Below are 20,003 nucleotides of genomic sequence, written 5' to 3' on the forward strand. Positions count from 1 at the left end.
CTGGCCTCCAATGTGTTCACCATGAACAGCATCCCCGACCGCCTGCTGCGCGCCGCGATGGCCCTGGCCATCGTGCTCTCCACGGCCGCCCTGTGGTGGCCCTGGCCGGCCCAGGCCGCCCAGCGCATCAAGGAAGTGGCGGCGGTGCAGGGCGTGCGGCCCAACCAGCTCATCGGCTACGGTGTGGTGGTGGGCCTCGACGGCACCGGTGACCAGACCACGCAGACGCCGTTCACGCAGCAGGGCCTCACGTCCATGCTGCAACAGATGGGCGTGACGGTGCCGCCGGGCACCAACATGCAGCTGAAGAACATCGCGGCGGTGCTGGTGACGGCGCAGCTGCCGGCGTTCGCCCAGCCCGGGCAGCAGATCGACGTGTCGGTGTCCTCCATCGGCAACGCCAAGAGCCTGCGCGGCGGCCTGCTGGTGGCCACGCCGCTGAAGGGCGCCGACGGCCAGGTCTATGCCGTGGCCCAGGGCCAGCTCATCGTGGGCGGCGCGGGCGCGTCGGCCGGCGGCTCCAAGGTGCAGATCAACCACCTCTCCGGCGGCCGCGTGCCGCAGGGCGCCACGGTGGAGCGTGCCGTGCCCACGCCGCTGCACCAGGGCGACAGCATCCAGCTCGACCTGAACTCGGGCGACTTCGCCACCGCGCGCGCCGTGGCCCAGGCCATCAACGGCGCCAAGGGCGCGGGCACGGCGCAGGCGCTGGACGGGCGCGTGGTGCGCGTGCGCGTGCCGGCCGAGCCGGACGCCCGCGTGGGCTTCCTGGCCGACATCGAGAACCTGCCGCTGGAGCTGGCCCGGCCGGCCGCCAAGGTGGTGCTCAACCCGCGCACCGGCTCCATCGTGCTCAACCAGGCGGTGGCGCTGGCGCCCTGCGCCGTGGCGCACGGCAGCCTGTCGGTCACCATCAGCTCCACCCCGGTGGTCAGCCAGCCGGGCCCGCTGTCGGGCGGGCAGACGGTGGTCAGCGAGAAGGCCGACATCCAGGTGGCTTCGCAGGGCGGCGCGCTCATCTCGCTGCCCGCGGGCGCGCAGCTGGCCGACGTGGTGAAGGCGCTCAACAGCCTGGGCGCCACCCCGCAGGACCTGCTGGCCATCCTCCAGGCCATGAAGTCGGCCGGCGCGCTGCAGGCCGAGATCGAGGTCATCTGAGCGCACCCGCACGGAGCCGCCCATGAGCACGCCCTTCAACCCCGCCCAGCTGTCGCGCACCAGCTATGGCGACGCGCGCGGCATGGAGTCGCTGAAGACGGCCGCCGCCCAGGACCCCAAGGCGGCCGTGCGCGAGGCGGCCAAGCAGTTCGAGTCGCTGTTCCTGCAGCAGCTGCTCAAGACCATGCGCGAGTCGGCGCAATCCAGCGGCATGCTCGAGAACGAGGGCACCAAGCTGGGCTCGGAGATGCTGGACACGCAGTGGGCCGGCAAGCTGTCGGGCCAGCCCGGCGGCCTGTCGGACATGATCGCGCGCCAGCTCGAGCGCCAGATGGGCATGGCCCCCGGCCCCATCCCGCGCCAGGACAGCGCCAACCGCAGCGCCCCGGCCAACCCGCTCAAGCCGCAGGCGTCGGCGGGCGTGCCGCGCGGCTCCGCGCTGGGCTTCGTGTCGCAGCACCAGGCCGCGGCGGAAGCCGCCGAGCGCCGCACCGGCATCCCCAGCGAGTTCATGATCGCCCAGGCCGCGCACGAGACCGGCTGGGGCAAGAAGGAGATCCGCCATGCCGATGGGTCGCCCGCGTACAACCTCTTCGGCATCAAGGCCGGCGCCAACTGGAACGGCCCCACCGCCGAGGTGATGACCACGGAGTACGTGGGCGGCGTCGCCCGCAAGGTGGTGCAGAAGTTCCGCGCCTACTCGAGCTACGCCGAGAGCTTCGCCGACTACGCGAACCTGATGAAGGGCAGCCCGCGCTACGCCAACGTGGTGAAGTCGGGCGACAACGCGCACCAGTTCGCGCACGGCCTGCAGCGCGCCGGCTACGCCACCGACCCGGCCTACGCGGACAAGCTGTCCAAGGTCATCAACACCACGCTGCGCCTGCAGCGCAGCCTGACGGCCTGACGGGCCGGCGGCGCACCGCACTGACGAGGAACCCCGATGTCCGGCAGCCTGATGTCCATCGGCATGCGCGCGATGTTCGCGAACTCCGCGCAGCTCAACACCACCGGCCACAACATCGCCAACGCCAACGTCCAGGGCTACTCGCGCCAGGACGTGGTGCTGTCCACGGCGCAGGGCCAGTTCACCGGCGCCGGCTTCTTCGGCAAGGGCGTGAACGTGGTGGACGTGCGCCGCGTGCACGACGAGTTCCTCACCATGCAGGCGCGTGCCGCGCGGTCGCTGGCGTCCAGCGACACCGCGCGGCTCGGCCAGCTCAGTGCCATGGAGGACGTGTTCCCTCCGGGTGAGCAGGGGCTGGGCTACGCCATGGGCGACTTCTTCGCCGCCATGGTCGACCTCGGCAACTCACCGGCCGACACCTCGGCGCGGCAGGCCGTGCTGTCGCGTGCGTCGGACGTGGCCAATCGCTACACCTACGCGTCCAACCGCCTGGACGTGCTCGCCGCGGGTGTGCGCGACGACATGGACAACGCGGCCAAGGCCATCACCTCGCTGGCGCAGCAGGTGGCCGACCTGAACGACCGCATCGCCGGCCTGCGCGGGCTGGAACAGTCGCCCAACGACCTGCTGGACCAGCGCGACGGACTCATCGCCAAGATCGGCGAGTACGCTGGAGTCACGACGGTGAACGACGACGGTGCCGGCACCGTCAACCTGTTCATCGGCGGGCAGCCGCTGGTGGTGGGGGCGCGCTCCTACGCGGTCGAGGCGCGGCCCGACCCGGTGGATGCCTCGCGCTCCGCGCTGTACCTCGGCGGCGACAATGGCGCGTCGATGCTGCGCGAGAGCACGCTCACCGGCGGCTCGCTCGCCGGCCTGATGCGCTTCCAGAACAAGGACCTGGTCGACGCGCGCAACCAGCTGGGCCAGATGGCCATGGCGTTCGCCACGCAGGTGAACGAGGCGCAGCGGCTGGGCCTGGACCTCAACGAGCAGGCCGGCGGGCCGCTGTTCGCCGTGGGCCAGCCGCAGGTGCTGCCCAACGCCACGAACCGGCGCGACTCCAGCAACGCCTTCATCGCCAGCGTCGGCATGTCCATCACCGACGCCACCGTGCTGCAGGCCAGCGACTACGAACTGCGCGCCGACCCGGACAACCCCGGCGCCTACCTCATGACGCGCCTGTCCGACGGGGCCGACGTGGCGCTGAGCGACACCGACGGCGACGGCGTGTGGAACACCGACCCCGACCAGGGCTTCACCGTCACCATCGGCACACCGGCGCCTGCTGCGGGTGAGAGCTTCCTGCTGCGCCCGGTGGCCAACGCCGCGGGCGGCATGCGCCGCGTGCTCGACGACCCGGATGGCCTTGCCGCCGCGTCGCCCTTCCAGGCGGCCATGGGCGCGTCCAACACCGGCACCGCCAGCGTCGACATGCTGCGCATGACGGGCAGCACGTCCAACCGCGCGCTGTCCACCGACATCGCCTTCGGCACGCCAGCCGCCGACGGCACGGTGCCGTACACCTACACGAACAGTGACGGGTCCACCGGCAGCGGCACCTGGCGCGCTGGCGAGCCGATCGAGATCAACGGCTACGCGCTGTCCCTGAACGGCGCGCCGGCCGGCGGCGACACCGTGTCCATCGCGCCCACGCTGCATGCGGACACCGACAACGGCAATGCGCTGGCGATGGCCCGCCTGGCCGACGAGCGCATGGTGGGTCGCACGCCTGGCGCCAGCGGCTCCACCGGCGGTGCCACCGTGACGGACGCCTATGCCGACCTCATGGCCAACGTCGGCGTGCGGGTGCAGAGCGCCCGATCCGCCAGCAGCATCTCGCAGGCCGGCCTCACCCAGGCCGACAACGCGGTGCTCGACAAGTCCGGCGTCAACCTCGACGAGGAGGCCGCCCGGCTGATCCAGTTCCAGCAGGGCTACCAGGCCGCGGCCAAGGTGCTGCAGGTGGCCCAGTCGATCTTCGACACCATGATCCAGCTCAGCCGGTGACGGCCGGGCGACGCTGACCCGAGGACCCTGACATGCGCACCACCACGATGAACAGCTGGGCGGCCGCCGTGGCCAACCTGCAGCGCCGGCAGACCGAGATGAACGACGCGCAGGAGCGCCTGACCAGCGGCCTGCGGGTGATGCGCGCGAGCGACGATCCCACGGCGGCCGCGCGTGCCGAGCGTGCCCGCGCGCTGATGCAGCGCACCGAATCCACCGAGCGCGCGGTGGATGCCAGCCGCAATGCGATGACGCTCACCGAGTCGGCGCTGGCGGACGCCGGCGAGCTGCTGCAGCAGGCGCGCGAGCTGGTGGTGGCGGCGGGCAACGCGAGCTACTCCGAGGCGGAGCGCCAGGACGTGGCGAACCAGCTGGCCGAGATCCGCAAGCAGCTGATGGGCGTGGCCAACCGCAGCAACGGCGCCGGCGGTTACGTGTTCTCCGGCCAGGGCTCCGCGGTGCCGCCGTTCCTGGACGGCGGTGGGGGCGTCACCTACGAGGGCTCCGGCGGCACGGTGCGCGTGGCGTCGGAAGAACCCCTGCCGCTCACGCTCAACGGCGGCGAGGTGTGGATGTCCGCGCCCACCGGCAATGGCCAGTTCGAGACCCAGGTGCGCAGCCCCAACAGCGGCGGCGCCTGGATCGACGCCGGCCGCGTCACCGACCCCTCGGCGCTCACGGGCGCCGGCTACGCCATCAGCTTCAGCGTCAGCGGCGGCGTGACCACCTACAGCGTCACCCGCGACGACGGCGTCACCACCGACGCCGACGGCAACCCGCTGCCCAGCGGCGCGGCGTTCACCGCCGGCCAGGCCATCGAGGTGGACGGCATGGCCGTCATCGTCAGCGGCGCGCCGGCCGACGGGGACACCTTCGGCATGGTGGACTCCGAGCCCACCCTGGACGTGTTCAGCGTGCTCGACGGCCTCGTGGCCCAGCTGGGCGACCCCTCGCAGACCAGCGCCGAGGTCAGCCAGACGGTGCAGACGGGCCTGCGCGACATCGACCGGCTCACCGACCACCTGCAGGGTGCCCGCAGCATGACCGGCGAGGTGCTGAACCGCATCGAAGGCATCCAGGGCCGCCTCGACGACATGCAGCTGTACGGCGAGAACACGCGTTCGGATGCCGAGGACCTGGACACCATCCAGGCGATCTCGGATTTCAAGAACCAGCAGACGGGCTACGAGGCCGCCTTGGCCACATACTCCACCGTGCAGCGCCTGTCGCTGTTCGACTACATCAAGACCTGAACCCACGCATGAGCGCCATCCTCGACCACCTCATCCTCGGCTGCGGCGCGATGTTCGACGCGCAGCGCGCGCCCGCCACCGCCCGCCTCACGGTGCACCCGGCGACGGACGACGCGCCGGTGGACCCGGCCGGCCTGCTGGAGGCGCTGGCCGAGGTGTGGCCGGCCGACTCCGGCCCCATGTCGCTGAACCTGACCAGCGAGCCGTGGCTGTCGGCGCTGATGGACGCCGAGCTGCCCGGTCACCTCATGGTGGAGGTGCCCGCCTTCCTGGCGGGCGAGCCGGCCTGGGCCGACCGCATCCGCCAGCGTGCCGGCCAGGGCGCCGGCCTGGTGCTCAAGGGCCGGCCGCTGTCGCCGCTGGGCGCCGACGTCATGGCCTGCTTCAAGCTGGCCATCGTCGACCGCGCTGACGACCGCCGCCTGGGCGCCGCCCCGGCGGCCGCGGGCGCGCCGCGCGCGCTGCCCTTCGTGCAGTCGGGCAACGCCACGCCGGCCGAGGCGGCCGACAGCTTCAAGCGCGGCGCCCAGGCGGTGCTGGGCTGGCCGCTGGGCGAGGCGCCCGACGGCAGCAAGCCGAAGAAGGGCGTGCCCGGCAGCGTGGCGGTGGTGATGGACCTGATCCAGCGGGTCGACCGCGAGGAGCCCGCGCCCAAGCTGGAGGCGGTGCTGCGGGGCGACCCGTCGCTGGCCTTCCGCCTGATGCGCTACATCAACTCGCCCGGTTTCGGCCTGTCGGTCGAGATCAACTCCTTCTCGCACGCGCTGATGATGCTGGGCTACAGCCGCCTGAAGCGCTGGCTGGCGCTGCTGATGACCAGCGCGGTGGACGACCCCGACCTCAAGCCGCTCATGTTCCTGGCGGTGCGGCGCGGCCTGCTCATGGAGGAACTGGCCAAGCAGCACGGCGACGACACCACGCGCAACGAGGTGTTCCTGTGCGGCGTGTTCTCGCTGCTGGACCGCATGCTGGGCCAGACCTTCGGCCAGCTGTTCGGCTCGCTGCCGGTGCCCGACCGCGTGGCCCAGGCCCTGGTGCAGGGCGACGGCCCCTACCTGCCCTACCTGGAGCTGGCCGAGGCGGTGGAGATGGAATCGCCCATCGACATCCGCGAGCGCACCGAAGTGCTGCTGGCCACGGCGGGCGAGGTGAACCGCGCCGCGCTGCGCGCCATGGCCACCGCGCGCCAACTGCGCGCGGATTGACGTTCCCGCGCCAACTGCGCGCGGATTGACGTTCCCGCGCCAACTGCGCGCGGATTGATTCACGCCCGGGCCCCCCGGGCGCGGCGCCGGCTGTCATGCGCCAGCCGGGGGTGACCCTTACACTCGTTCGGTTCACCTCCACGCCGTCCATGCCACCGATCTTCTCGCCCCGCCGCTCCGCGCCCCGCATGCCATCGGCCGGGGAGGGCACCGGGCCGGGGGCCGAGCTGGCGGCGCTGTTCGACCTCAACCCCTGCGGCCTGGCGCTGCTGGACGCCAGTGGCCGGCTGCTGCGCCACAACGCGCCCTGGGCCGCGCTGAGCCCGGCCGGGACCGAGCCGCGTGGCCTGGCGGCGTTGCCCGAGGGCTGGCAGCGCCTGTGCCGCTGGTCGGCAGGCCACTGGTCGGCCGGCGCCGACTGGGGCCCCGAGGACGGCTGGGTGGAAGGCGAGGGCGGCCGCCGCCTGCACCTGCGCGCGCAGGGGCGCCGCCTGCCCGGCGCCGTGCCCGGCGCGCCCGCCCGCTGGCTCATCCAGGTGGAAGACCTGGCGCTGCAGGACGACACGGCACGCGCCGCGGTGCAGATCAGCGCCCTGATGGGCACGGCCGGCGTGGGCGTGGCCACCTGGGACGCGGAGCAGGGCTGGAGCTCCGCGGCCAGCCTGCGCGGCACCGCGTCGACGGCCGCGGCCGCCGCCCCCGCCGCCGTGGGCGCCTCGCTGTCGCAGCTGTCGATCGGCCGCGACGTGGTCGAGACCGAATCCCTGCCCGACTACACGCGCCTGCAGCAGGCGCTGCGCCAGCGCGAGCGGCTGCAGGTGCGCTACGCCGTGCGCCACCCCGACACCGGACGCCGTTGGCTGCTGACGCGCGTGGAGCCGGCCGAGCTGGGCCCCGGGCGGCCGGCGATGAGCGTGGTCACGCTGGACATCACCGACGAGGAGAACGCGCGCCGCCACAACGAGCACCTGCTGGCCGAGCAGGCCCGAGCACGCGAATCGCTGCTGCTGCAGACCGACCGCACGCGCGCGGTGCTCGATTCCGTGCTGGTGGGCATCGTCACCGTGGGCTCCGGCGGCATCGAGTGGATGAACCGCTCGGCGCGGCGCATGTTCGGCGGCGAGCTGGCCGATTTCCAGGGCCAGCCCATCGCCGTGGTGGCCTCGCCCGAGCCCGGGCACCCGCTGCGCCGCACCGACTGGCCCGCTGTGCTGGCGGAGGGCCAGGCCGAGACCTTCGAATGCCGGCTCGTGGCGCGCGACGGCCGCACCTTCTGGGTGGTGGGCAACGCGGTGCTCACCGGCCACGAGACGGGCGCCCGGCAGGTCACCTTCGCGCTGCTCGACATTGAGCGCCGGCGCCAGGCGGAGAACCAGATCGCCCAGGCGCAGGCCAGCCTGCAGCGCATCATTGAGACGGCCCCGCTGGCCATCGCGCTGTTCGATGCGCGCGGCCTGCAGGTGCTGCAGCACAACCAGATGATGTCCGCCTTCGCCCGCCGCCCGGGCGACGAGATCCAGGGGCGCCCGCCTTCGCTGTGGCTCACGGGCCCGGAGGCGGCTTCGCTGTCGGCCTGGCTGCACCAGGCGGTGGCCACGCGCGAGATGGTGCGGCGCGAGCTGCACCGCGACGGCGACGCGGAGCACGGCGTGCCCTCCAGCGAGTGGGACGTGCGCATCGTGGCGCTGCAGGCGGGCGGCGAGGGCCAGCCGGAGCAGCTGCTGCTCGTGGCCAGCGACGTGAGCGAGCAGCGCGCGGCCGAGCAGGCGCGATTCGAGGCCGCCATCGCCCAGCGCGAGATGCTGGTCAAGGAAGTGCACCACCGCATCAAGAACAACCTGCAGGGCGTGGCGGGGCTGCTGCAGCAGAACGCGCTGCGCCACCCCGAGGCCGCGCCGGCGCTGGCCGAGGCCGTGGGGCAGGTGCACGCCATCGCCCAGGTGCACGGCCTGCAGGTGGGCATCACCGGGCCGCTGCGGGTGCGCGGCGTGATCGAGGCCATCGCCACCTCGGTGCAGCGCATGTTCGGCCGCACCATCGTCTGCGAGGTGGGCGGCCCGGCGCCGCACCGCTTCGCGCTGAGCGAGGCCGATTCCATCCCCATCGCGCTCACCGTGAACGAGCTGCTCACCAACGCCATCAAGCACAGCGACCCGGCGGCGCCCGACGCGCGGGTGTGGTGCCGCGTGGAGTGCGAGGACGCAGCCCTGCGCGTGTGCGTGGCCAGCCCCGGCGCGCTGCCGCCCGGCTTCAGCCTGGCGCAGGTGCCCCCCGGCATCTCGGGGCTGGGGCTGGTGCGCGCGCTGCTGCCGCGCAAGGGCTCGGCCATGTCGCTGGAGCAGCAGGGCAGCCAGGTGGTGGCCACCTTGCGGCTGGAGCCGCCGGCGGTCTCGCTGCTCGAGCCGCTGTGAGCGCCGGCAGCGCGGCGTGGTGCGGGCGGATTCCGGTGCTTTTGCGCCGCATGCGTCCGCTGCCCGGTGCGTCACAATGGCCCTTTCCGTGACACCGTCATGACCCCTTCCGTGCCCGCCGCCCCCAGCGTGCCCCCGGCTGCCGCGCCCGCCGCGCCCAGCAAGGGCAAGATCCTCGTCGTCGACGACGATCGCCTGGTGCTGGCCACGGTCACCCATGGCCTGGCGCGCGCCGGCTACGAGGTCATCGACGCGGACAACGGCGACGACGCCATCCTGCTGGCGCGCCAGCACCGGCCCGACCTGGCCCTGCTGGACATCCGCATGGAGGGCAAGTCGGGCTTCGACGTGGCGGACTACCTGCGCAGTTCGCTGGGCACGCCGTTCATGTTCCTCTCCGCCTTCGCCGACGACGCCACCGTGGCGCAGGTGAAGGCGCTCGGGGCGGTGGCCTACCTCGTCAAGCCGCTGGACATCGCGCAGATCGTGCCCACGGTGGAGGCCGCGCTGTCGAGCGTGCGCTCGCGGCCGCTGGCCGGCGCGCCGGCCGACCCGGCGCCGGCGCCGGCCGACCCCCTGGCCAACCCGGTGCCCGTGGCCGTGGGCGTGCTCATGCACCGCTATTCGCTGGCGCGTGGCGAGGCGCTGGCGCGCCTGCACCGCCTGGCCCAGGCCGACGGCCGCTCGCTGCACGCCCAGGCGGCGGCGCTGCTCGACGCGGTGGAGCTGCTCTCCCGGCCGTCCGGGAGCTGAAGGCTCCCCACGGCCGCCTGTGGGCTGTGGCGGTGCCAGGTCGTCCGTCTGACTGGAGCCTCCCTCGCGGAGCGAGGCTGGAGGGTGCGGTCGAACACGCTGGAGCCCCCTCGCGGAGGGGGCTCGGGGGAGCCGGGCGAAAAGCCGCAGGCTAGGAGGCTGGGCGGCTTCTGCCGCGCAGCCTCCTAGCCCAGCGTGAAATAGAAGCGGGCGCCCTTGCCCACTTCGGATTCGGCCCAGATGTCGCCGCCGTGGCGCCGCAGGATGCGGCGCACCGAGGCCAGCCCCACCCCGGTGCCCTGGAAGTCCTTGGCGCTGTGCAGGCGCTGGAACACACCGAACAGGCGATCGGCGAAGCGCATGTCGAAGCCGGCGCCGTTGTCGGCCACCACGAAGGCGCGCCGGCCCTGGTGGTCCACCTGCCGGAACTCGATCTTCGCCACCGGCACCTGGCCGCTGTACTTCCAGGCGTTGCCCAGCAGGTTCTCCAGCGCGATGCGCAGCAGCGTGGGGTCGCCCTGCACCAGCAGGCCGGGCTCGATCTGCACCTCCGACTGGCGCTCCGGCTGCTGGCGCTGCAGGTCCTCCACGATGTAGGTGGCCAGCTGCGACAGGTCGACCGGCTTGCGTGACAGCGGTTGCTGCTGCAGGCGCGACAGGGCCAGCAGCGCGTCGATCATGCTGTTCATGCGCGCGGCGGCGGCCAGCACCCGCTCGAGGTGGTCGTTGCCGATGCGGTCGAGGAAGCGCCCGTAGTCCTCCTTCAGGATGCGTGCGAAGCCCTCCACGACCCGGATGGGGGCGCGCAGATCGTGCGATACCGAGTAGGCAAACGAGGCCTGCTCCTCGGCCGACGCCACATCGGGCGCCGCGGCCGGGGCGCGGTGGCGCAGCAGGAGCAGCCGGCCGCCGTCGCTGGCGTCGGGGTCGCCCACCGGGACCACGCTCACCGTCCAGTCGCCCGCCTCGCGGGCCTGGCCCGGGGCGAGCGAGGCGGCCGCCTCGGCCAGGCCGGCCGGCAGGCGGGCGAGCAGGTCGTCCCAGCTCAGGGAGTCGGCGGCCCGACCGTCCTGGCGCAACAGGCGCTGGGCGTCGGGCGACAGGGCGGCCACGCGCCAGGTGGCCGTGCCGCCGTCGGCCGCGGGCTCGGCGCGCAGGGCGATGGCCGGCTGGTCCAGCTCGGGCCACAGGCGCTGCAGCAGCGCGTCGGCGAAACGCCCCCGCTCGCCTGCCGCGAGCGGGGTGGCGGTGCCCACGTAGCCGGTGAAGCGGCCCTCGCCGTCGAACTGGGCGACGGCATGCAGGCGCCATGGCTGGCCGTCGCGGCGGCGTCGCACCCGCAGCGGCTCGATGGTGGCCAGCGCCTCCAGGCGCGCCTTGAGCGGCGCCTCGGGGCCGAAGGCCTCCCACACGGCTGAGCCCAGCGGCTCGCCTTCCGCCCAGTCGGCCTCGCTGGCGCCGGCGGGGGGGCGCCACTGGCGCAGCCGGTGCCCGGTGTCGCTCTCCCACCACCAGGCGTCCACGAGCCGGGCAGCGCTGTGCTGTCGCAGGCGCGCGTCACGCAGCCGGGCGCTGGCGCGCTGGTGGCCGAAGGCGATGCCGGCGCCGGCGCAGGCGGCCCCGAAAACCCCCATGGCCAGCCACCCGGACGCGGCCGCGGGCAGCGCCCCGGGTGCGGCCAGCTGCCACGTCAGGGCCAGCGCCACCGCCAGGGCGGCCGACAGCAGCAGCGCCGCCGTGAGGCCGCGCCCACGGCGCCGAGGGTTGCGCTGGCGCGGGCAGTGCAGGGGGGGCATCGGGCCATTGTAGGAGCCGGCATGCGTGCAATCCGTGGCCGAAATGACGCTACCGCCCGCATGTCGCCACGATCCACGGTTTCCGGAGGTATATTGGCTCGGCCACTGCGAACACCATGCGAGACGCCCGGCCGACGCCACCCCTGGACCCCGAGAACAGCGCTGTGCTCGATGAAGGCAGCCTGGCGCAGCTTCGCCAGCTCGACCCTGCCGGCACGGGCGGCTTCGTGCAGCGCGTGCTGGGCACCTACGCCCGCTCGCTGGCGCAGCACGAGGCGGACGCCCGCGCCGCCGTCGCCGCACAGGACTGGCCCGCCTTCGGCAAGATCGCCCACACCCTCAAGTCCGCCTCGGCCAGCGTGGGGGCGCTCGCCTTCTCCGCGCTGTGCGCCGAGATCGAAGGCGGCATCCGCAGGCAGGAGCTGGCGGCGGTGGAATCGCAGGCGGCCCGCTTCTTCGAGGAGGCCGACCGTGTGCGCCTGGCGGTGCAGGCGCACCTGGGGCCGTCGGCCACATGACCGCCGGCGGCGCACCCTTCGGCGTCAACCCGGCCGAACGCCCCCGGGTGCTGCTCGTCGACGACGACGAGGTCAACCTGATGCTGGTGTCGGCCGCGCTCACGCAGCACGGCTTCGAGATCACCGAGGCGCGCGACGGCGAGGCGGCCCTGCGCATGCTGCGCGACTGGACGCCCGACCTCATCGTGCTCGATGCGCGCATGCCCGGCCTGGACGGCTTCGAGACCTGCCGCGAGCTGCGCCGCATGTACGGCTACGAGAACGTGCCGGTGCTCATGCTGACCGGCCTGGACGACGAGACCTCGATCAACCGGGCCTACCAGGCCGGCGCGACCGACTTCTTCGTCAAGTCCAACCAGTGGACGCTGCTGGCCGGCCGGCTGCGCTACATGCTGCGCGCCTCGCGCACCAACATCGAGCTGGCACGCAGCCGCTCCAAGCTGGCGCGCGCCCAGGACCTGGCCAAGATGGGCAGCTTCGACTGGTGGCACGAGCCCGGCCGGTCCCTCTACCGCGGGCTGGTGCTGTCGGAGCAGGCGCTGCATGTGCTGCTGGGCAAGGTGGACGTCGAGGACCGCCCCAGCCTGACCTTCCTGCTGCGCTCCATTCCCACGGTGGACCGGCACAACTTCGTCCGCACCGTGCGCAACGTGGTCCAGCACGAGGACCGGTTGCTCATGGACGTGCCGATGAACCTGCCCGGCAAGTTCATCATCCTGCACGTGCAGGCCGAGCCCGAATTCGGCGACCAGGGCCACTGCGTGGGCTACAGCGGCATCGTGCAGGACGTCACCGAGCGCCGCCGGGCCCGCGACGAGATCCAGCGCCTGGCCGAGACGGACAGCCTCACCGAGCTGCCCAACCGGGCGCAGCTGCGCAAGCGCACCGAGCAGGCGCTTTTCCAGGCGCAGCGCATGGGGCACCAGGTCGCGCTGCTCTACATCGACCTCGATCGCTTCAAGAACATCAACGACACGCTCGGCCACTCGGCCGGCGACGAGCTGCTGCGCGAGGTGGCCCGCCGGCTCAAGAGCTGCGTGCGCCACAGCGCCAAGATCATCGAGAGCGAGAAGGAATCCATCGGCCCGCGCGCGCACCGCGCGCTCGAGGGTGTCGGCCGCCTGGGCGGGGACGAGTTCGTGGCCCTGCTGCCCGAGGTGTCCGACGAGGCCGAGGCGGAGGCCGTCGGCCGCCGCATCCTCGATGCCTTGCGCGAGCCGGTGGACGTGAGCGGACAGGAGTGCTTCGCCACCGCCAGCGTGGGCATCGCGCTGTACCCGCGCGACGGCCTGGACGCCCAGGACCTGATGCGCAATGCCGACGAGGCGATGTACCGCGCCAAGGAGGAGGGCCGCAACCGCCTGGTCGTGTACAGCCCGCAGGGGGCCAGCCGCGGCCGCGAGCAGCTCGAGCTGGAGACCGCGCTGCACAAGGCGCTGGAGCGCGACGAGCTGGTGCTGTACTACCAGCCCCAGGTGGAGGCTTCCAGCGGGCGCATGGTGGGCGTGGAGGCGCTGATGCGCTGGCGGCGGGGCGAGCAGCTGGTGCCGCCCAACGAGTTCATCCCGCTGGCGGAGGTGACCGGCCTCATCGTGCCCATGAGCGAGTGGGTGCTGCGCGAGGCGGCCCGCCAAGCCGCGGCGTGGCGCGAGGAGTTCGGCTTCGACGGCACGGTGGCGGTGAACATGCCCTACCGCATGTTCGTGCAGAAGGACATGGTCGAGCTGGTCGAGCATGCCGTGCGGGATCACCGCCTGCCGCACCGCATGATCCAGCTCGAGATCACCGAGGAAAGCCTGGTGAAGGACCTGCAGAGCATCCAGCCCACGCTGCGGCGGCTGAACGAGCTGGGCGTGCAGATCTCGGTGGACGACTTCGGCACCGGCTACTCGTCGCTCTCGCGCCTGACCGACCTGCCCATCTCCGAGGTGAAGATCGACCGCTCGTTCGTCAAGAACATGGCCGTCACCCACAAGGGCACGGCCGTGGCGCGCACCATCATCGCGCTGGCGCAGGTGCTGGAGCTGCGCGTGATCGCCGAAGGCGTCGAGACCGAGGACCAGAAGGCGGCACTGGTGGCCGAAGGCTGCGACCTGATGCAGGGCTTCCTGTACTCCCGCCCCGTCCCGGGGTCGGAGATCGGCCCCTGGAACGCCCGCCACGAGGCACGGCTGGCGGCCGACGCCGCCACCGCACCCCGCGTGGCCGCGCCGGCTGGCGCCCGGCCGCGCCGCGAACCCGGGGCCTGAGCCGGCCCTTTGCCTGCTGCCGCGCCGCCGGCGCGCCCGACGCGCATGAAGCAACCTTCGACCCCCCTCACGCCGGCCCAGATCGCCAAGGCCGCGCTGCGCCGGCTGGCGATGGCCAAGCTGGAGCCCACCCCCGAGAACTACGCCCAGGCCTGGGCCGAGGAATCGGGTGAGGCGCGCGCCCCGGGTGGCCTGCCACCCCGTGCCCGCCCGGTGGCGGAGCGGCTGGCGCAGCGCCTGGCCGATGAGCCCGCCCAGCGCGCCGAGCTGGTCCAGCACCTCATGGCCGGGCAGTGGGACGAGACCCAACGCTGGCTCGAACGCAGCGGCGAACAGGCCGGCAGCCAGTCGCAGGCCTGGGCGCAGCTCATCGAGCGGCTGACCCGCGGCCTGGAGCGCGGCGGCCGGCAGTGGACCACGGGGCGCCGCAAGGACAGCCTGCAGCGCGTGCTCGATTCCAGCCGCGGCGACATGCAGCGCCTGCTGCACCGGCTGCGCCAGCTGGTGGCCTCGTGGGACGGCGACGACGCCCCGGCGCCGCCGCTGGCCACGCCGGCGGACGCCGAGCCCGCGCCGGCTGCGCCGCCCGCGTCAGGTGCAGCGGGTGCAGCGGGTGCGGCGGGTGTGACGGTGGCGGCCACGGCGGCCGGCGATGGGCAGGACTGGCCCGCCGTGGTGGCGCCGTTGAACGCCACCGTGCGCGTCGCCTTGCCCACTGGCGATTCCCCGCGGGCGGCGGAGCTCGCCGACGCGCTGGGCCGGCTGGGCGACCGCCTGGCCACCGAAGGTGCCACGCCGGAGCTCACCGCCCTGGCCGAAGCCCTGTGCGAGCAGGCGCGACGGCTGCTGGCGCACCGCCACCACCTGCTGGCGCAGGTCCACGGCTTCTCCCGCGAGCTGACCGAGGGCCTGTCCGAGCTCGCCGAGTCGGACAGCTGGGTGCATGGCCAGGTGCAGAGCCTGCGCGAGCGGCTATCGGGCCCGCCGAGCGCCCGGGCGGTGCAGGCGGCCAGCCACCTGCTGGCCAACGCCCGCACCCGCCAGGCGCAGCTGCGGGCCGACCGTGACGGCGCACGCGACGCGCTGCGCGAGCTCATCCAGCGCATGCTGTCCGAGCTCGGCGAACTGGACCAGCACACCGGGCGCTTCAGCGAGGGCATGCTGCGCTACGCCGACACGATCGCCCGCGCGGACTCGCTGGAATCCCTGGCGGGCGTGGTGCGGGAGCTGGTGGACGACAGCCGCTCGGTGCATGCGCTGGTGCACGGCACGCGCGAGCGCCTGGCGGGCGAGCACCGGCGGGCCACCGAGCTGGAGCAGCGCGTGCGCGACCTCGAAGGCGAGCTGCGGCGCCTGTCCGACGAGCTCGCCACCGACGTGCTGACCCAGGTGGCCAACCGGCGCGGCCTGATGCAGGCCTTCGACGCCGAGCGCTCGCGGCTGGACCGCGAGGGCGGCGCGCTCGCCGTGGGGCTGCTGGACATCGACAACTTCAAGCGCCTGAACGACTCGCTCGGCCACGCCGCGGGCGACCAGGCGCTGGTGGCGCTGGCGCAGCACGTGCGGCGCTCGCTGCGTCCGGTGGACGTGGTGGCGCGCTTCGGCGGCGAGGAGTTCGTGGTGCTGCTGCCCGGCACGCCGGTGGACGAGGCGCAGCGCGTGCTGACGCGGCTGCAGCGCGAGCTCACCGCCAGCCTGTTCATGCACGACGGCAAGGAGGTGTTCGTCACCTTCTCCGCCGGCGTCACCGCCTACCGGCTGGGCGAGCCCGTGGAAGAGGCCCTGGAGCGCGCCGACGAGGCGCTCTACGAGGCCAAGCGCACGGGGAAGAACCGCACCTGCATCGGCTAGGGATGGACGCGGCTGTCTGACCGGCGCCACCGCGGCGTGCACACCGCCGTCACCCTGGCGGCACGGCGGGTTCCTTCACCGCCTGGCAGCGGCCCGCCGCTGCTGCCAGGCGAGCAGCTCGCCCACGAAGCCGCGGCGGAAGGCGACCACGCACACCACGAAGATGGCGCCGATGATCACGGTGACCCACGAGCCCACGCGGTCGGCCAGGAAGTTCTGCAGGCCGATGATGGTGAACGCGCCCAGCACCGGGCCGGCGAAGGTGCCCATGCCGCCCAGCAGCGTCATCAGCACCACCTCGCCCGAGAGCGACCAGTGCGCGTCGGACAGGGTGGCGAAGCCCAGCACCAGGGTCTTGAGCGAGCCGGCCAGGCCGGCCAGCGCCGTGGACAGCACGAACGCCAGCAGCTTGTAGCGGTTCACGTCGTAGCCCAGCGAGGTGGCGCGCGCCTCGTTCTCGCGGATGGCCTTGAGCACCTGGCCGTAGGGGGAGTGCACGACGCGCAGGATGAACAGGAACACCGCCACGAACACCGCCAGCACGACGAAGTACATGACCAGGTCGTTGGCCAGCGGGAGCACGCCGAACAGGTGGCCGCGCGGCACGCCCTGCAGGCCGTCCTCGCCGCCGGTGAAGGGCGCCTGCAGGAACACGAAGTACACCATCTGGGCCATGGCCAGCGTGACCATGGCGAAGTAGATGCCCTGGCGCCGGATGGCGATGGCGCCCACCACGGCGCCGGTGGCGGCGGCGATGAGCGTGCCGGCGAGGATGCCCAGCTCGGGCGACCAGCCCGCCGAGCGCACCAGCCAGCCGGTGGCATAGGCCGCCGCGCCCAGGTAGGCGGCGTGGCCGAAGGACAGCAGGCCGGTGAAGCCCAGCAGCAGGTTGAAGGCGCAGGCGAAGATCGCGAAGCACAGCGCCTTCATCATGAAGATGGGGTAGACGCCGACGAATGGCGCGATCACCAGGGCCGCCAGCCCCAGGCCCCAGGCGATGCGCGCGTGGCGGTGCGACAGGGCGCTCATCACTTTTCCTTCCCGAACAGACCGGCCGGCCGGATCATCAGCACGATGGCCATGATGACGAACACCACGATGCTCGAGGCCTCCGGGTAGAACACCTTGGTGAGCCCCTCCACGATGCCCAGCATCAGCCCGGTGAGGATGGACCCCAGGATGGAGCCCATGCCGCCGATGACCACCACGGCGAACACCACGATGATGAGGTTGCTGCCCATCAGCGGCGTGATCTGGATGACCGGGGCGGCGAGCACGCCCGCCATGGCCGCCAGCCCGGCGCCGGCCGCGTAGGTGAGCATCACCATCATCGGCACGTTGACGCCGAAGGCCTGCACCAGCGCCGGGTTCTCGGTGCCGGCGCGCAGGTAGGAGCCCAGGCGCGTGCGCTCGATGACGAACCAGGTGCCGAAGCAGATCGCCAGCGAGGCCACGATCACCCAGGCCCGGTAGTTGGGCAGGATCATGAAGCCCAGGTGGGTGGCGCCCTGCAGCGCCTCGGGCACCGCATACGACTGCCCCGACACGCCGAACTGGTCGCGGAACACGCCCTCGGCAATGAGCGCCAGGCCGAAGGTGAGCAGCAGGCCGTAGATGGGGTCGATCTTGTACAGCTGCTTGAGCAGCGTGCGCTCGATCACCACCCCCATCGCGCCCACCAGCAGCGGCGCCACCACCAGGGCGGCCCAGTAGTTCAGGCCGAAGGTCTCCAGCCCGTACCAGGCCACGTAGGCCCCCATCATGTAGAGCGCGCCGTGGGCGAAGTTGACGATGCCCAGCAGGCCGAAGATCACCGCCAGGCCCAGGCTGAGCATGGCGTAGAAGGAGCCGTTCACCAGGCCCAGCATGAGCTGGCCCAGGAACGCCTGCAGGGGGATGCCGAAAATCTCCACGGCGGGCCTCTCTCGTGGCTTAGCGGCTTACTTCCAGAGCGCGCACTTCGACTCGGCCTTGGTCGTCCAGGCTTCCTCGCCCTTGAAGGTCTGCACCACGTTGTAGTAGTCCCAGGGCTCGGTCGACTTGTCCGGCGACTTCACCTGCATCAGGTACATGTCGTGGACCATGCGGCCGTCGCCGCGGATCCAGCCGCCCTTGGCGAAGACGTCGTTGAACTTGGCCTTGCGCATCTGCGCCAGCACCTTGTCGGCATCGTCGCTGCCCACGGCCTTGACCGCGGCCAGGTACTGGGTGGCCACCGAGTAGTCGGCAGCCTGCAGCGAGCTGGGCATGCGCTTCATCTTCTCGAAGAAGCGGCGGCCCCAGGCGCGCGTCTCGGCGTCGCGGTTCCAGTACCAGCTGTCGGTGAGGTACATGCCCTGGGTGGTCTTCAGGCCCAGCGAGTGGATGTCGTTGATGAACACCAGCAGGCCGGCCAGCTTCATGCTCTGCGTGATGCCGAACTCGTTGGCCGCCTTGATGGAGTTGATGGTGTCGCCGCCCGCGTTGGCCAGGCCGAGGATCTGCGCCTTGCTGCCCTGGGCCTGCAGCAGGAAGGAGGAGAAGTCGCTGGCGGACAGCGGGTGCTTGACCGAGCCCACCACCGTGCCGCCCGCGGCCTTGACCACGGCGGAGGTGTCGTTCTGCAGCTGCGCGCCGAAGGCGTAGTCGGCGGTCAGGAAGTACCAGCTCTTGCCGCCGGCCTTGACCACCGCGCCGCCCGTGCCCTTGGCCAGCGCCACGGTGTCGTAGGCCCAGTGCACGGTGTACGGGTTGCACTGCTCGTTGGTCAGCGCCGAGGTGGCCGCGCCCACCGAGATGAACACCTTCTTCTTCTCGGCCGCCACCTTGGCCATGGCCAGGCTGGTGCCCGAGTTGGTGCCGCCGATGAGCAGGTCCAGGCCCTGGGTGTCGAACCACTCGCGCGCCTTGGCGGCGGCCACGTCGGCCTTGTTCTGGTGGTCGGCGAAGACCAGCTCGACCTTCTTGCCGTTGACCGCGCCGCCGGCGTCGGCGATGGCCATGCGGATGGCCTCCACGCCGCCCTGTCCGTCGATGTCGGAGTACAGCCCGGCCATGTCGGTGATGATGCCGATCCTGATCACGTCGCCCGAGACCTGGGCCTGGGCGGCGGTGGAGGCGGCCATCCCGGCCAGGGTCAGCGCGCAGGCGGCGGCGAGTGTCGTCATCTTCATGGCAGGTGTCCTTCGTGGTTGGATGGCGTGCGTCACACGCCGAGGTACTCATGCAGGCGCTCGATGCGCGAGGGCAGCTCGGCCTGCGTGAACTGCTGGATCACCTGGCCGTGCTCCATCACCAGGAAGCGGTCGGCCAGGGGGGCGGCGAAGCGGAAGTTCTGCTCCACCATGACGATCGTGTAGCCCTGGCGGCGCAGCGACAGCACCATCTCCGCCAGCTTCTGGACGATGACGGGCGCGAGTCCCTCCGAGATCTCGTCGAGCAGCAGCAGCTTGGCGCCGGTGCGCAGGATGCGCGCCACGGCCAGCATCTGCTGCTCGCCGCCGGACAGCCGGGTGCCCTGGCTGGCCGCGCGCTCCTTCAGGTTCGGGAACATCGCATGGATCTGGTCGAGCGGCATGCCCCCGGGCTGCAGCACCGGCGGCAGCAGCAGGTTCTCCTCGGCCGACAGGCTGGAGAAGATGCCGCGCTCCTCGGGGCAGTAGCCGATGCCCAGCCGCGCGATGCGGTGGGTGGGCATGGCGATGGTCTCCTGGCCCAGCACCTTGACCGAGCCCTTGCGCTGCGGCGTCAGGCCCATGATGGCGCGCAGGGTGGTGGTGCGCCCGGCGCCGTTGCGGCCGAGCAGCGTGACGACCTCACCCTCGTCCACGTGGAAATCCACGCCGTGCAGGATGTGGGACTCGCCGTACCAGGCGTGCAGACCCGAGATCTCGAGGAAGCGGCGCGCGGCCAT

The 20,003-nt window shown here is 72.4% G+C and carries 15 protein-coding genes; 10 read left to right on the forward strand and 5 right to left on the reverse strand.

Going from position 1 to position 20,003, the window contains the following annotated elements:
- Window positions 1-21: 21 nt before the first annotated feature.
- The 7 genes from ACE3UN_RS12885 (at window position 22) to ACE3UN_RS12915 (ending at window position 9,697) form a co-directional block, all read left to right on the forward strand.
- On the forward strand, window positions 22-1,158 hold the full coding sequence (locus ACE3UN_RS12885) for a flagellar basal body P-ring protein FlgI (RefSeq protein WP_374675362.1): 1,137 nt from the start codon (window positions 22-24) through the stop codon (window positions 1,156-1,158).
- 22 nt (window positions 1,159-1,180) lie between these two features.
- Entirely contained in the window at window positions 1,181-2,065 is an 885-nt protein-coding gene (gene flgJ / locus ACE3UN_RS12890) for a flagellar assembly peptidoglycan hydrolase FlgJ (protein ID WP_374675363.1), read from the forward strand.
- A 36-nt stretch (window positions 2,066-2,101) separates the two neighbouring features.
- On the forward strand, window positions 2,102-4,075 hold the full coding sequence (flgK, locus tag ACE3UN_RS12895; protein ID WP_374675364.1) for a flagellar hook-associated protein FlgK: 1,974 nt from the start codon (window positions 2,102-2,104) through the stop codon (window positions 4,073-4,075).
- A 32-nt stretch (window positions 4,076-4,107) separates the two neighbouring features.
- A complete protein-coding gene (flgL, locus tag ACE3UN_RS12900; RefSeq protein ID WP_374675365.1) occupies window positions 4,108-5,328 on the forward strand; it encodes a flagellar hook-associated protein FlgL in 1,221 nt (406 codons plus the stop codon).
- Between the two features lie 8 nt (window positions 5,329-5,336).
- Complete coding sequence (locus ACE3UN_RS12905) at window positions 5,337-6,533, forward strand: EAL and HDOD domain-containing protein (protein ID WP_374675366.1); 1,197 nt, start codon at window positions 5,337-5,339, stop codon at window positions 6,531-6,533.
- A 188-nt stretch (window positions 6,534-6,721) separates the two neighbouring features.
- Complete coding sequence (locus ACE3UN_RS12910) at window positions 6,722-8,944, forward strand: sensor histidine kinase (protein ID WP_374675367.1); 2,223 nt, start codon at window positions 6,722-6,724, stop codon at window positions 8,942-8,944.
- A 99-nt stretch (window positions 8,945-9,043) separates the two neighbouring features.
- A complete protein-coding gene (locus tag ACE3UN_RS12915) occupies window positions 9,044-9,697 on the forward strand; it encodes a response regulator (protein WP_374675368.1) in 654 nt (217 codons plus the stop codon).
- A 185-nt stretch (window positions 9,698-9,882) separates the two neighbouring features.
- Here the strand turns inward: ACE3UN_RS12915 and ACE3UN_RS12920 are convergent, their stop codons facing one another.
- On the reverse strand, window positions 9,883-11,493 hold the full coding sequence (locus ACE3UN_RS12920) for an ATP-binding protein (RefSeq protein WP_374675369.1): 1,611 nt from the start codon (window positions 11,491-11,493) through the stop codon (window positions 9,883-9,885).
- 116 nt (window positions 11,494-11,609) lie between these two features.
- On the opposite strand from ACE3UN_RS12920, the gene ACE3UN_RS12925 reads away from it, so the two are divergent.
- The 3 genes from ACE3UN_RS12925 to ACE3UN_RS12935 are packed head-to-tail and all read left to right on the forward strand — an operon-like array spanning window position 11,610 to window position 16,111.
- Complete coding sequence (locus ACE3UN_RS12925) at window positions 11,610-12,011, forward strand: Hpt domain-containing protein (RefSeq protein WP_374675370.1); 402 nt, start codon at window positions 11,610-11,612, stop codon at window positions 12,009-12,011.
- Window positions 12,008-14,260 carry a putative bifunctional diguanylate cyclase/phosphodiesterase gene (locus tag ACE3UN_RS12930; RefSeq protein ID WP_374675371.1) on the forward strand — a complete coding sequence of 751 codons (2,253 nt, stop codon included), beginning with the start codon at window positions 12,008-12,010 and terminating at the stop codon, window positions 14,258-14,260. The genes ACE3UN_RS12925 and ACE3UN_RS12930 overlap by 4 nt, the downstream gene beginning before the upstream one ends.
- A gap of 45 nt (window positions 14,261-14,305) precedes the next feature.
- A complete protein-coding gene (locus tag ACE3UN_RS12935; RefSeq protein WP_374675372.1) occupies window positions 14,306-16,111 on the forward strand; it encodes a diguanylate cyclase domain-containing protein in 1,806 nt (601 codons plus the stop codon).
- 75 nt (window positions 16,112-16,186) lie between these two features.
- Here the strand turns inward: ACE3UN_RS12935 and ACE3UN_RS12940 are convergent, their stop codons facing one another.
- The 4 genes from ACE3UN_RS12940 to ACE3UN_RS12955 are packed head-to-tail and all read right to left on the reverse strand — an operon-like array spanning window position 16,187 to window position 20,003.
- Window positions 16,187-17,140: a branched-chain amino acid ABC transporter permease gene (locus tag ACE3UN_RS12940; RefSeq protein ID WP_374675373.1), complete on the reverse strand. Its 954-nt coding sequence runs from the start codon at window positions 17,138-17,140 to the stop codon at window positions 16,187-16,189.
- Window positions 17,140-18,024, reverse strand: a complete 885-nt coding sequence (locus ACE3UN_RS12945; protein ID WP_374675374.1) for a branched-chain amino acid ABC transporter permease — start codon at window positions 18,022-18,024, stop codon at window positions 17,140-17,142. Before ACE3UN_RS12945 ends, ACE3UN_RS12940 begins: the two co-directional genes overlap by 1 nt.
- Window positions 18,025-18,051: 27 nt before the next feature.
- Complete coding sequence (locus ACE3UN_RS12950; protein WP_374675472.1) at window positions 18,052-19,257, reverse strand: ABC transporter substrate-binding protein; 1,206 nt, start codon at window positions 19,255-19,257, stop codon at window positions 18,052-18,054.
- A 38-nt stretch (window positions 19,258-19,295) separates the two neighbouring features.
- Window positions 19,296-20,003 carry an ABC transporter ATP-binding protein gene (locus ACE3UN_RS12955; protein ID WP_374675375.1) on the reverse strand — a complete coding sequence of 236 codons (708 nt, stop codon included), beginning with the start codon at window positions 20,001-20,003 and terminating at the stop codon, window positions 19,296-19,298.

Origin of the sequence: Ideonella sp. (assembly GCF_041918995.1) — a bacterium.
Classification (GTDB): Bacteria; Pseudomonadota; Gammaproteobacteria; order Burkholderiales; family Burkholderiaceae_C; genus Ideonella.